Below are 12828 nucleotides of genomic sequence, written 5' to 3' on the forward strand. Positions count from 1 at the left end.
GCCTGTTGCGGTGGGCAACAGGGGGGCTTAGGCCGAAGCGCCGTTTTCTGGCTCGCGGGTCGCTTCGAGGGCGACATCCCGGGCCATCAAGGTCGCGTACTTCTGATTCATGTCGAACAGGTTGGCGTCGTGGGCCTGCAGCGAGCGGTCGCCCACGCAGTCGGTGACAACGAGGGGACGGAACCCGTGGCACATCGCGTCGACCACGCTGGCGCGCACGCAGCCGCTGGTCGTGCATCCGGCAATCAGGAGGGTCTGTATGCCGCGCAGCGACAACCACGCGGCCAGCGAAGTCCCGAAGAAGGCCGAGGGACTGGTCTTGCGCAGCACCAGTTCCCCCGCCACCGGTTGCAGTTGCGGCACGATCTGGCTTTCACTCGCATCCTCGCGCAAGGCCAGGATGGGAGGAACCTTGAGCGCGAAGATGTTCGCGTCGGCGCCATCGTCCTGGTACACGACCCGCGTATGCACGATCGGCCATTGGCGATGGCGCGCCTGGGCGAGCAGCCCGCGCGTGCATTCGATGGCGCTGGCAATGTTGCCGCCGCCAAATGTGAGCGGATCGGCGAAGCCATTGACGAAGTCGATGATCAACAGGCCGTAGGGCGCCATGGGCGCTACGGCGTTGCCGAATCCCTGCTTGCGGTAGATGTCCTGATCGACGCTCATTGGAACGCCTCGTCGATCACCTTGCCGTCGCGAACCACGACGATGTCATCCAGCGCCACCGTGCAATTGCGCAGCGGAATGTCCAGGTGGCAAGGCGTGGTGCGCGAGCCGCCGGCCTCGTTGTTCGGCCCCAGGGAGAACAGGAAATTTCCTTCGAACGAGCGCGCATCCTGGCCGGTGGTCGCCTCGCGGTCCATCAGCGACAGGGTGTGCCAGTAGCACCGTGGCTGCATCCCCCAGCCGATGTGCGCGATAGCGTAAGCCTCGGGGTCCTTGTAGGCATCCATGAACTCGCGCAGAAGGGCGGCATCGACGTCGCCCTCGATGCCGCGCACGAACCCGCCGCTCAGGTTCATCGTGATCTTGTCGGAGACATAGTTCTTCTGCGGCAGCAGGATGTCGCCGCGATCGATCACGATGGTGCCGTCGCTGCCGCCTTCATTGGCGAAGGTAAAGAGGAAGCCGCTCGGCCAATGGTCCCAGCGCCCGGGTTCCTCGCAGAAGCCGTACTCGCTGATGACCGGGAATTCGCCGAGCCGGAACGTCACGTCCGTGCCGGCCGGCGACGTCACGTGCATCCGCTTGGCCTTCTTGAGCAGCTTCGATGCCTCCAGCACGCGCTTGCGGTCGGCTTCGGTGGGCACCGCCCGCACCAGCACCTCCGGCGGCTCCACGGCCAGAAGGATCTTCGTTCCAGATTCGAGGATCTCCATCTGTTCGGGCGAGAACAGCAGCAGCATCAAGTCCAGGACGAGGTCGCTGTTCTTCATCGCCGCCAGCGCGGCCGCATTGTTGGTCAGGGGCGTTGCGCCCAGGTAGTTCATCAGGTCGCGGCTGGTGGCCTTCTCCGCGTTGATGGGTTGCAGCTCGATCCTGGTCACGACCGCGCCCGCGGCCTGCGCGGCAATCGTTGCCGTCTGGAGCGTCTGCGGGTGCGTGTGGGGACCGCACAGAATGGAGACCGTCTGTCCGCGCTCGACTTTGCTGAGCTTCAGGACCTCGTCCCAGGCCTTGATCATCTGATAGTCGCTGACTGCCATTTTTCGTCCTTTGAGTGAAGTTTCAGAACTGCAGCAGCGCCAGCTCTTCCGGGCTGCCTAGCTTGAAGAGTCGGCGCGCGTTGCCGTGGCACACCTGTGCCCGTGTCTTGTCGTCGAGGGGTGCGTCTTCGATGAAGGTGCAGGCCTCGGTGGTCGACTCGTAGGGGTAGTCCACCGAAAAGAGCACGGCCTGCGCCCCGAGCTCGCCAATGGCGCCCAACAGGGCCGGCGCGGAGCACACACCGGAGGTGGTGATCAGGATGTTGCTGCCGATGTACTCGCTGGGTTTGCGCGCCAACGTGATGCCGCATGGATACGCGGCGAAGCGGCTGTCCATGCGCCAGCGCTGGTACGGCAGAGCCTCTCCCATGTGGCCCAACACCAGGGTCAGGCGCGGGAACCGGTCGAACACCCCGCCGAACAGCAGGCGCAGCGCATGGCCCGCCGTCTCCACGCCCCATCCCCATGCAGCGCCCTGGAGCACCGGCATGCCTTCGAGCAGGGCCGGTGCCTGGCTGAACGCGTTCGGATGCAGATAGATGGGAACCCCCAGCGCCTGCGCGCGCTCCCAGAACACATCGAAGGCGCCGCCTTCGTAGTAGCGGCCCAGGGTATGGCCGTTGATCATCGCGCCTTTGAAGCCATACTCGACGACGGTGCGTTCCAGCTCTTTTGCCGCGGCGCTCGGATCCTGCATGGCCACGTGGGCAAAGGCGCCGAAGCGTCCCGGATGGCGCGACACGCGCTCGACCAGGAACTCGTTGTTCTCGCGCGCTCGGCGCACGGCGGTGTCGCGATCGGCCTCGGCCTGTACGCCGGGCATCGTTTGCGACAACACGACGTATTCGATGTTCCCGGCGTCCATCTGCGCAAGGCGCTGGTCGTCGAAGTCGGTCAGCCTGGCGTCGAGCCTGGCGACGAAGTCGGCGGGAAGCGCTCGCGTGTAAGGCGCCGAGTACGCGTCGAAGCCGGGGGCGCAGAAGTGCTCCTCCAGCGCGATCTTGGGGGTTTGATTCATAGTCTTCCTAAGTGGCCTCAGACCGGGTAGGCCAAGGCGGTGTCGAGAATTTCCGTGTCGTGGATCACTTCGCGGCTGGCAAGAAGCAGCCGTTCGCCTTCGCGCACGAAGCGGTCGTGATAGACACCGGCGAGATGCACCGTCGACGGGCCCTCCACCAGGGTCTGCATCAAGATGAATGGGGTCTGGGAACTGATGGTGCTCCCCGTCTCTTGCAGTACGCGCGCAATCCCCAGCACATGCAGCATGTGTCGCGGCGCGAACATCTGCGAGTGCGCGACAGCGAGGGCGCGATCAACGATCATGTCCAGACCCTCGCAGTAGATGAGTCCCACGGGCATGTTCAGCAGCGCGTTCTGGCGCGACGTCACGCGGTACGTCGCTTCCTTGCTGAAGAAGTCCGGCCAACGCTCGACGTCGTTCGCATCCAGGGCCGCACAGTACTCGACGTGAAACGACTCGATCTCGGCACGCAGCTCGGCCGTGCGTCGGGGCGAGAGGGTGGGCTGGGCGTAGGCGAGCCGCTCCTTCATGCTGCGCTCTCCGCGACACGGATGTCCATCACGTCCCGGTAGTACTGATAGAGGGAGCGGATGCAGGACTCCGAAATGAGATTGCGTGTCGTGCCTTCGTGGCCGGCATCGAGCTTGACGACGTTGTTGTCGGTGGACGAGTTGCGCAGGCCCTCCTGGACGAACTTCAATGCCTCGTTGTCCTCCAGGCCCAGGAAGCCGGCCGGGCCCATCAGGTTACCCTGACGAAGGCGGTGCCGTGTCATCTCCGGCGTGTCGTCCTCGTAGCGAACATGGTCCACTGCATCACCATGCTGTTGGGACCGTTCGGGATGATCTGGCGCACGCCCATCGTGTTCATCTGTCGTTGAACGATGAGGTTCGGCCACATGGTCATCATGTTGGCGGACCAGGGCGACTTGAACTCCCGTATGTAGTCCAGGAACCGTTCGTCCCTCAGCCGCAGGCTGTCGCTGAAGGATCGCATCTGCGCCTTGTCGTCGGCCGCGACAGTGGCATAGATTTCGTCCGGCTTGGCCGACGCCATGAACCCGTGGCGCCCATGCGCTTTGTCCGCGAACACGATCGACTTGATGCCGGGAACCAGCAGGCCGAACACCACGAGAAACGAATGCAGCAGCGTCGCGTGGTACGGGTCCTTGAGGTTCTCGTGGTACATCTTCCAGTTGCAGGGAAGCTCGTTGCGGCAGTAGCCAAGGATCTTGAGTTTCTTGCCCGAGAACGGGACGTCGAACTCCTCGGCGATCTCCGTGGTCATGTACTCCTCCAGAGGCGGGGTCTTGTCCGAGTAGGTGGCGAAGATCACACCGTTGCGTGTAGCGACGCGCAACTGGCGGGTGCCGTGGTCGGCGTTCTTGAAGTCCGCCGGCATGCCGCCGACCTTGTTGATGCCGCGCTTGAACGGAACGCCCTGCAGGTTTCCCTTCAGGTCGTATGACCACTGGTGGTAGGGGCAGACGAACTCCTTCGTGTTGCCCAGGCTGGAGCGGCAGAACTCCGCGCCGCGATGGGCGCAGCGGTTCTCGAAGACGGAGATCGTTTGGTCCTCCGCGCGAACGATGACGACGGCCGTAGCGCCGACGTAGCCGCGCTTGTAGTCGCCCGGGTTGGGAATCTCCGCTTCCAGGGCGACGAAATTCCAGGTGTCGCCCCGAAAGATGCGCTCGATCTCCTGGTCATAGATCGCCTGGCTGGTGTAGATCCAGTCCGGGATGTTGTTCATGGCGTCGGCTGGCCAGACGCACTGTTCCAAGGGCGGGTTCTTTCGGGCATTCGTGATGCCGATGACCGCCTGCGATTGATACATGAAAGCTCCTTTGGCTTAGAGAGAGGTGATTGAAGCGGTGGTCGCGACGTCGGCCTGCATGTGCTTGGCCCAAGCGCGCAGGTTGGTGGCGTCCAGTTGAAAGTCCTCCAGCCGCACGGGCCGCCCACGTTCGAAGAGGGGGCGAAGGGCTCGCAGATCGGCGCCGGCATTGATGGCGATGCCGTGCAGCGGGACACAGGCCCGATGGCCGATCCACAGCACCTTGTCGTTGGCCGGGTCGCCGCGGCGCACGTATTCGAGATCGCTGGCCGGCAGGCCCAGCATCTGGACGTTGTGTCTTCCCTGGTCGGTCCAGAACCAGGGCACGGGGGGCACGGGAAGCGGCGCGCCCTGCATGGCAGCGGCGGCCGTGCGCGCCTGCTCGTTTGCGTTCTGCCAGGATTCCAGGCGCGTGGGCGCAGCCTGACCCGGGCGGCGCTGGCTGGTGCAATCGCCACATGCAAACACGTGCTCGTTGCTGGTGCGGCAGGACGCGTCGACCAGAATGCCGCCGCCCGGCGCGATCTGCAGCCCCGCATCTCGCGCCAGCGCGTCGTTGGGAGACAGGCCGATGGCGACGACCACCTCGTCCACTTCAAGATCGCCGCTGCTGGTGCTCAGGCGCGACCGACCGCGCGGCAGTGAATGAACGCCGCTGCAGGAGGCGCCCAGCAGGAGCCTGGCGCCCGCTGCCCGCATTTGCGACGCCAGCCACGCAGACGTCTCCCGCGGCACGAAGCGATCGAGCAGGGACGCGGCGCGCTCGAGCACGGTCACCGAAGCGCCTGCGGACAGTGCCGAGTGAGCGATCTCGAGGCCGAGGAAACCCCCGCCCAGGATCGCGACGCGCGGCGATCCTTCCAGGGCGGCTCGCAGCCGGCGCGCGTCGTCCAGGGTGCGGATGTAGTGCACACCCGGACGGCCGGGCGGGACGGACGCGAGCGTGACGGCCTCGCCGCCGGTGGCGAGCAGGCAGGTCTCGTACGCGAGCACTTGCCCGTCCGCAAGGCGGACATGCCGACGCACAAGATCCAATGCAACCGCATCGCTGCCGCTCAGCAGGTCGATCTTGCTGTGCGCCCAGGATTCGTGGGTGAGGACGTCCAGCCTGGGTTCGTCGGCCGCCACCAGGACGGCCTTGGACAAAGGGGGGCGCTCATACGGTCTGTGGCGCTCCCGACCCAGCATCGTGATGCGCCCGCCGTATCCGTGCTCGCGCAGGGCGTGCGCTGCGACGGCCGCCGCTTGACCCGCCCCGACGATGACGATACCGCTTGACGTCATTTGCGAGCGGGCGACAGCACGTAGATGTGATCACCCTCCCGTTTCACGGCGTGAGTGCGCAAGTCCACGGTGACTGGCGCACACATCGCTTTGCCCGTGCGAATGTCGAAGCGGCCCTGGTGCAAGGGGCATTCGACGCAACCGTCTTCCACGTAGCCCTCCGACAGCAGGGCGGTGGCATGGGTGCAGATGCTGTCCGTGGCAAAGAACTCGTCGCCGATCCGGTACAGCGCCACACCGTGGCCAGCGACATCGACCGTCTTCGCTTCATCGTTGCTCAGCTCTTGCGCCGAGGCGACCTTGATCCAATCCATGGCTCCATCCTGTCGTTCAATGATCCGAAATAAATACTCAGTGAACTGTCATAATAGGCAGATCCAACTCGCTTATCAAGTACGGGTTTGTACGTGTGACGCCGTATCGATTGCAAATCGAGATGCATCTGGATAACGAGCAGGAAAGGTGCATCCACGGCCTGTGGAAGCACCGAGTTGGTGAGTCCGGCTCGTCAGGGTTTTTATCGAGAACGGCTGTCTTCACACATGCAATATGCAGGTCTATACTTCTGCATGTGTACTTGCATAACTGACGCAAGAAGCCGTCTGAATGAATGAGCGGCGGCCGGGATCGCTGGAACGTTGCCGGGTGCCGCACATGCTGTGCGGCACCCGGAAAGATCAGTCAAGGAAAAGGAAACGCATGAACCAAGCAGACGTTCCGGCGAGAGCGCTCAAGCGCGAAGGCATCGGAGCCCGGGTGCCTCGCAAGGAGGATGCGCGCCACATGGTGGGCAAAGGCAATTTCGTGGGCGACTTCGTGCTGCCGGGTCTGCAGGAGGTCGCGTTCCTGCGCAGCCCTGTGGCGCACGCCACCATCACGGGTGTCGAGATTCCGCAAGCGCTTGCGGGGAAGGTGTTCCTGCGCGAGATGATGCCGGATGCGGCGGACATCGGTTCGCCTTCTTCGCTGCCCACGTACCAGTACTCGGCCTTGCCCCCGCTGGCTTCGGGCAAGGTCCGGCACGTGGGAGAGGCGGTCGCCATGGCAGTCGCCCCAACGCGTGCAGTGGCGGAAGACCTGCTCGAAGAGGTGCAGGTTTCCTATGACGAGCTACCCGTCTACCACGGCGCCGAGTCTTCTCTTGCGGCGACGGGAGACTTTCTTCATCCTGGGTGGAAAGACAATGTGTTTCTTACGCTGCGGGCCAATCGCGACTTCGATGAGCTTGCCGCAAAGGCGGAGGTGAAGGTCAGCCGCACCGTCGAGCTGTCGCGTCAGTGCATCGTGCCGCTGGAGGGCAAGTCGGTGCTGGCCTACTGGGACTTCCAGGCCGACCAACTCGTGGTCGTCAGTGCGACGCAGGTCCCGCATCTGCTGCGCGTGGGCATCGCGCAGCATCTCTCGATGAACGAGGAAGCGGTGCGCGTGGTGTCTCCTGATGTGGGAGGCGCCTTTGGCTACAAGGGGCAGCTGTACCCCGAAGATCTGTGCATCGCCTGGCTGGCCAAGACGTACCGAACCCCATTCCGCTATCTCGAGGATCGGCGCGAGCACCTGATCGTCGGCGCCAACACGCGGCAGCATCACTACCGGCTCACGGCCTACGCTGACCGCACGGGAAAGCTCCTTGCCCTGGATGCCGTGATCACCATCGACGGCGGCGCCTATTCCTACTATCCCTTCTTCGTCGGTCTGGAGCCTGGTCAGGCGATCGGCAACCTGCCGGGCCCCTACACCTTCCGTGGCTATCGCTGCGAGACCTTGTGCGTGGCGACCAACAAGCCGGGCTTCATGGCCTACCGCGGCGTGGCGCGCACCGGCGTGTGTTTCGCGATCGAACTCCTCATGGATGCCGTGGCCCGGGAAGTGGGCCGAGAGCCGTGGGAGGTGCGCATGGACAACCTGGTCCCGGCCGCTGCCATGCCTTACGTCAACGTGGCCAACAAGCACTTCGACAGCGGCGACTTTCCCGCGAGCCTGCGCCGCGCCGTGGAGATGATCGGACTTGGCGCTGTGCGTGAGCGGCAAGCCCGGGGAGAGCCGGACGGCCGTCGGATCGGGTTCGGAACGGCCACCTACACAGAGCAGTCTGCCCACGGCACGACCGTTTTCGCCAACTGGGGGTTGCCGGTGGTGCCGGGCTTCGATCAGGCGGTCGTCAGGATGACCGCGGATGGCGGACTCGAAGTGCGCGTCGGCGTGCACTCGCATGGCCAGGGCATGGAGACCAGCTTTGCGCAGATCGCCAATGATGCGCTTGGCATTCCGGTTTCCCGGATCCGGGTCGTGCATGGCGACACCGCGCTCACGCCGTTTTCCTCGGGGACGTACGCCTCCCGGGCCACCGTCATGTCAGGAGGCGCGATCTCCACGGCATGCAAGGAACTGTTGCCTCGCATCCAGTCGATCGCCGGCTACCTCATGGGCGTGGACCCGCAGAGCGTCGCATTGGTCGAAGGATTTGCGGTCGCCGGGGAAAAGTCGATTCCGCTGTCCGAAGTCGGTGGCGCGTGGTACCTCACGCCACAGGACCTGCCTGAGAACGTTCATCTCGGTGGGCTGGAGGTGTCGCGTGCGTACAAGCCCAGGGTCGACACAGGCACGTTCACGTATGCCACCCACGCCGTGGTTGTCGCCGTCGACACGCAGACGGGCGAGGTCGAGATCCTCGACTACGTCGTCGTCGAGGATTGCGGCACCATGGTCAATCCGATGATCGTGGAGGGGCAGACCATCGGTGGCATCGCGCAAGGCATCGGCACCGCGATGTATGAAGAGAGTCCATACGACGACCAGGGCCAGCCCCTGGCTTCCACCTTGGCCGACTACATCCTGCCGGGGGCCACAGAGGTGCCGCGCATCCGCATTGAACACTTCGAGACACCTTCGCCTCACACCGAGTTCGGCGCCAAGGGCGTGGGGGAGGGGGGCGCGATCGCCCCGCCGGCGGTGATCTTCAATGCCGTGAACGACGCCTTGCAAGGCACGGGTGCCGCCGAGGTGCTGATGACGCCGCTGACACCGCGCCGCCTGCTCAAGGCCCTGGAAAGCGCGAAGCTGGAGCGGGAGCTCGTCCGATGAAGGCGGCGAAGTTCGAATACGCGCGGGCCTTCGGCGTGGATGAGGCGATCCAGGTGCTGGCGGCGGGCGGCGGCACGGCGAAGGCGATGAGCGGCAGCCAATCCTTCGGTCCCATGCTCAACCTGAGACTGGCGCGGCCGGCCCGAGTGGTCGACGTCGCCAATATCCCGGCGCTGCGCGCCGTCAACCGCAAGGACGAGTGGGTCGAGATCGGCGCGGCCGTCACGCATGCCGAGATCGAGGATGGTGTGTACCCGCCGCTGGCGGCGCATCCCATGCGTCAGGTCGCGGGCGGGATCGCGTACCGGGCGATCCGCAGCCGCGGCACTGTCGGAGGTAGCCTGGCACATGCGGATCCTGCTGCGGACTGGGTGGTGACGCTCGCGGCACTGTGTGCGCGCATCATGGTCCGGTCGCCGCGCGGAGAACGCACGATCGAGGCCGACGGCCTCATGCTTGGCGCCTACACGACGGTGCTCGAGGCTGACGAGTTGATCGTCGCCATCCGTGTGCCCTCCGAGACGCCGGCCACACGCTGGGGTTATCACAAGGTCTGCCGCAAACCTGGCGAATTCGCCGAAGCCAGTGCGGCGGTGTATTTCGATGTTTCGCGCCAGCGTGCACGCGTCGTTCTGGGGGCCGCGGACGGGCCACCGATCCTCTTGAACGAATTTGCCGCCGAAATTGCCCGCAAGGGCGCGCAGGCTGTGGGGCGTGAAAAGGTGAGCGCAGCCATCAGCGTCGCGCTCCCCGATCGCGATGCCATCGACCGGAAGCTCTTCACGGCCTGCGTCGAGCGCGCGCTCGAACAGTCCGGTGTCTTTTCCAACCTCAAGCAAGCGGAGTAAGAAGACTTGGACCCCATCTCTATTCAGGTCAATGGCCGCGGCTTCAGCCGGCACGCGGATCCGCGGATGCATCTTGGCGACTTCCTGCGGGACGAGCTGTGCCTGACAGGCACCCACCTTGGCTGCGAGCATGGCGTCTGCGGTGCGTGCACGGTGCTCGTCAACGGGCAACCGACGCGCTCGTGCATCACTTTCGCGGTGGCATGCGAGGGCCAGGAGGTCACGACCATCGAGGGCTACGACGATGATGCAGTGATGCGGAAGCTGCGAGCGGCGTTCACGCGTCACCATGCATTGCAGTGTGGGTTCTGCACACCCGGAATGCTCACCACGGCGCGCGACATCGTGCTGCGTCTGCCTCACGCCGACGAGGCGCGCGTTCGCCTCGAGTTGTCCGGAAACCTGTGCCGTTGCACCGGCTACCAGGGCATCGTGGACGCCATCCTCGATGTGCTGCAACAGGAGCGCGACACCCCCGACGCGCAGGTCGACAACCTGCGGCAGGCACTGAGCGCGCCGCGAACCCTCGCACTGGGCCCGGTCACGACACCCGGCCGGGCGCCGCTGCCCGCTCCCTCGCTCGCCAAGCCGCCAGCGGCGGATCCGGCGGCTTTTGCGGAGATGGCGCAGGTCGACCCCGCCGCGATGGCCAAGGCCAAGGCCAAGGGCAATGCGATCGAAGTGTTCTTCGACGTGCCCCATGCGGCGGATCGGGTGTGGGCGTTCATGGGCGACCTGCCTGCGGTTGCGTCCTGCTTGCCCGGGGCGACCATCGACTCGCACGAAGGAGAGAGGGTCAAGGGGACCATCGCGATCAAGTTCGGTCCGATGTCGGCGGCCTTCGCCGGTGCGGCGCGACTGGAGCGCGACGACGTGGCCAGGCGCGCGGTCCTGCGCGGTGCCGGCCAGGACAGCCTGAGCAAATCGCGCACGCAGGGAGACATCACCTATCGCTTGGAAGCACTGTCGGACGGCAACACCCGTGTCCACGTGGACATGATCTATGCCCTCCAGGGGCCGCTCGCTCAATTCTCGCGCTCCGGGCTCGTGAAGGATTTCGTGCGCCGCATGGTCGCAGACCTCGGAAAGCAGGTCACGCGAAGGCTGGGCGGGCAAACGGCTGCTGCCAGCGAACCACCACCCACCGTCTCCGTCGCCGCGATGATGTTGAGCGTGCTGTGGAGTCGCATCCGTGGCTGGTTTGGAAAGCGTCCGCGGCGCTGACATGGCTCGCTGCATGTGAGCCAAGCGACTCGCGCGAGTGAACGGATGGCTCTTTCAGGGCAGATTTTCACCGCGACGCTGGAATCACAGGCTACGCACGAGCGGATCTTTTCGGAGTTTCAATGAGTTCCTTTCTTCTTGGCTATCACGTCCGCGCGAACGGGGTGCGGCTGCACCTCTTGCGCTATGGAGGGCAGGGCCCTCGACTGCTGCTGCTGCCCGGAATCACGAGCCCTGCGATCACGTGGGGTTTCGTCGCCGAGCGATTGGCTCGGCACTTTGATGTCCATGTCCTTGATTTCCGGGGACGCGGTCTGTCCTTCAGCGCACCCGGGATGGTCGCGAGCCTCGATGTCATGGCGGCCGACGTGCTTGATCTGCTGGCTGTCCTGGGGTGGTCGGCTGTGACGGTGCTGGGTCACTCGATGGGCGCCCGCGTGGCGATCCGCGCCGCGGCGCGCGACCCTGGGCGCATGGCCAGGCTGCTGCTTGTCGATCCTCCCGTGTCCGGCCCTGGCCGCCGGCCTTACCCGGTGCCTCTGTCTTGGTATGTAGAGTCGATCCAAATGGCCGTCAAGGGCATCACGGCCAAAGAGCTTCGTCCCTACGCGCCCACCTGGACGGACGAACAATTGCAGCTTCGGGCCGAATGGCTCCATACCTGCGACCACGATGCCATCCTCCAGGCGCATGCCGGCTTCCACGAAGACGACATCCACGCTGATCTGCCCACATTGCAGACGCCTGGACTTCTGATGGCGGCGGGTCGAGGAGGGGTGATGCTGCCGGAAGACCTTGCCGAGATCGAGGCTCTCGCGCCTGGATTGTTGCAATGCAAGGCCTTGAACGCGGGACACATGGTCCCGTGGGACGACGAGGAAGACTTCTACCGCTTGCTTGGTGAATACCTGAAGATCGACCTGCTCGAGCGAAACCTGAAGCGCGGGTTGGTTGCCGTTCACACGCGAGGGAGTCGATAAACTCGTCGGCTGACACTATCAGCGACCTCGAGATGATGACCAAGCGCTCTCCCACTCAGAAGAAGACAGTCGGCTCGCCCGATGCGGCCGCCCCCCCGGTGCGAGAGCCTTTCAATCCATTGCGCCAGGTCATGTGGCGTCGCCCGGGTTTCCTGATCCGCAGGCTGACACAGATCGGACAGGCGATATTTTTCGATCTATGCAAGTCCGAAAGCATCACACCGCTTCAGGTTGGCATGCTGACGGCGCTTTCGATGAACCCTTGGCTTGATCAGAAAGCGATTGGTCGAGAGCTTTCGCTGGACCGCACAACCACGGCGGAAGTCCTGAAGCGTCTCGGTGACAAGGGGTTGGTCGAAACCCGCGTCAACCCGGACGATCGTCGATCAAGACTTTCGGTGATCACCAAGGATGGGCTCAACCTGATCAACGACTTGCATGAAAGCATTCACCGCTCTCAAGAACTGCTGATTGAGCCGTTGTCGCCGGAAGATCGCGTTGTTTTCATGAGTCTGCTTGCTCAGCTCGTGGACGCTCATGAAAAGAAGGAAAAGGCAAGCTGAGCCGTCCGATGCAGTTTTGGTTTTGCGCGCGCCGATGAAGATCGGCCCGATGATTTCCTTCGGCCTCCCTATCGCTTGCTGACCGCTCCGAGCGCCGTGAGAGGCCGGCCAAGCTCGGGCCCTTGGCCGTCAGTGGTTCCGCACATAAGTCGCGTTCACTAAGTAATTGGAGACTGCTCTGGAAGCAGGAAGGACATGAGCTACACCGCCCCCCTCAAAGACATGCTGTTCGACATCGAGCATCTGGCCAACATCGGCGAGATCGCCAAGCTGCCCGGCTTT

General features: G+C 64.3%; 12 protein-coding genes and 1 pseudogene. 6 read left to right on the top strand and 7 right to left on the bottom strand.

What is annotated here, in order from left to right; genetic code table 11:
• Window positions 1-27: 27 nt before the first annotated feature.
• The 7 genes and pseudogenes from BMG07_RS05780 to BMG07_RS05810 form a co-directional block, all read right to left on the bottom strand.
• Window positions 28-669 (bottom strand): isochorismatase family protein, encoded by a 642-nt coding sequence (locus BMG07_RS05780; protein WP_198083749.1) that lies wholly within the window; start codon window positions 667-669, stop codon window positions 28-30.
• A complete protein-coding gene (locus BMG07_RS05785; protein ID WP_198083750.1) occupies window positions 666-1709 on the bottom strand; it encodes a 2,5-dihydroxypyridine 5,6-dioxygenase in 1044 nt (347 codons plus the stop codon). Before BMG07_RS05785 ends, BMG07_RS05780 begins: the two co-directional genes overlap by 4 nt.
• A gap of 22 nt (window positions 1710-1731) precedes the next feature.
• Window positions 1732-2727 (bottom strand): amidohydrolase family protein, encoded by a 996-nt coding sequence (locus BMG07_RS05790; RefSeq protein WP_198083751.1) that lies wholly within the window; start codon window positions 2725-2727, stop codon window positions 1732-1734.
• 17 nt (window positions 2728-2744) lie between these two features.
• The gene (locus BMG07_RS05795) at window positions 2745-3260 is read right to left on the bottom strand and encodes a nuclear transport factor 2 family protein (RefSeq protein WP_198083752.1); all 516 of its coding nucleotides are present in this window, start codon (window positions 3258-3260) and stop codon (window positions 2745-2747) included.
• Window positions 3257-4566: pseudogene (locus BMG07_RS05800) on the bottom strand (Rieske 2Fe-2S domain-containing protein). The gene BMG07_RS05795 and the pseudogene BMG07_RS05800 overlap by 4 nt, the downstream one beginning before the upstream one ends.
• Before the next feature lie 15 nt (window positions 4567-4581).
• Window positions 4582-5850 (bottom strand): NAD(P)/FAD-dependent oxidoreductase, encoded by a 1269-nt coding sequence (locus tag BMG07_RS05805; RefSeq protein ID WP_198083753.1) that lies wholly within the window; start codon window positions 5848-5850, stop codon window positions 4582-4584.
• Entirely contained in the window at window positions 5847-6164 is a 318-nt protein-coding gene (locus tag BMG07_RS05810; protein ID WP_198083754.1) for a non-heme iron oxygenase ferredoxin subunit, read from the bottom strand. Before BMG07_RS05810 ends, BMG07_RS05805 begins: the two co-directional genes overlap by 4 nt.
• Window positions 6165-6549: 385 nt before the next feature.
• Between BMG07_RS05810 and BMG07_RS05815 the strand changes: the two genes are divergently transcribed.
• The 6 genes from BMG07_RS05815 to BMG07_RS44700 form a co-directional block, all read left to right on the top strand.
• The gene (locus tag BMG07_RS05815) at window positions 6550-8931 is read left to right on the top strand and encodes a xanthine dehydrogenase family protein molybdopterin-binding subunit (protein ID WP_198083755.1); all 2382 of its coding nucleotides are present in this window, start codon (window positions 6550-6552) and stop codon (window positions 8929-8931) included.
• The gene (locus tag BMG07_RS05820) at window positions 8928-9779 is read left to right on the top strand and encodes a xanthine dehydrogenase family protein subunit M (RefSeq protein WP_198083756.1); all 852 of its coding nucleotides are present in this window, start codon (window positions 8928-8930) and stop codon (window positions 9777-9779) included. Before BMG07_RS05815 ends, BMG07_RS05820 begins: the two co-directional genes overlap by 4 nt.
• Window positions 9780-9785: 6 nt before the next feature.
• Window positions 9786-11003, top strand: a complete 1218-nt coding sequence (locus BMG07_RS05825; protein ID WP_198083757.1) for a 2Fe-2S iron-sulfur cluster-binding protein — start codon at window positions 9786-9788, stop codon at window positions 11001-11003.
• A gap of 122 nt (window positions 11004-11125) precedes the next feature.
• Window positions 11126-11983: an alpha/beta fold hydrolase gene (locus tag BMG07_RS05830; protein ID WP_198083758.1), complete on the top strand. Its 858-nt coding sequence runs from the start codon at window positions 11126-11128 to the stop codon at window positions 11981-11983.
• A 32-nt stretch (window positions 11984-12015) separates the two neighbouring features.
• Window positions 12016-12546: a MarR family winged helix-turn-helix transcriptional regulator gene (locus BMG07_RS05835; protein WP_198083759.1), complete on the top strand. Its 531-nt coding sequence runs from the start codon at window positions 12016-12018 to the stop codon at window positions 12544-12546.
• A 195-nt stretch (window positions 12547-12741) separates the two neighbouring features.
• Window positions 12742-12828 (top strand): acyl-CoA dehydrogenase N-terminal domain-containing protein (locus BMG07_RS44700; RefSeq protein ID WP_198083767.1); only part of this gene is annotated, 87 nt, incomplete at its 3' end.

The organism is Variovorax sp. E3 (genome assembly GCF_016082275.1).
In the GTDB taxonomy this organism is placed as follows: domain Bacteria; phylum Pseudomonadota; class Gammaproteobacteria; order Burkholderiales; family Burkholderiaceae_C; genus Variovorax.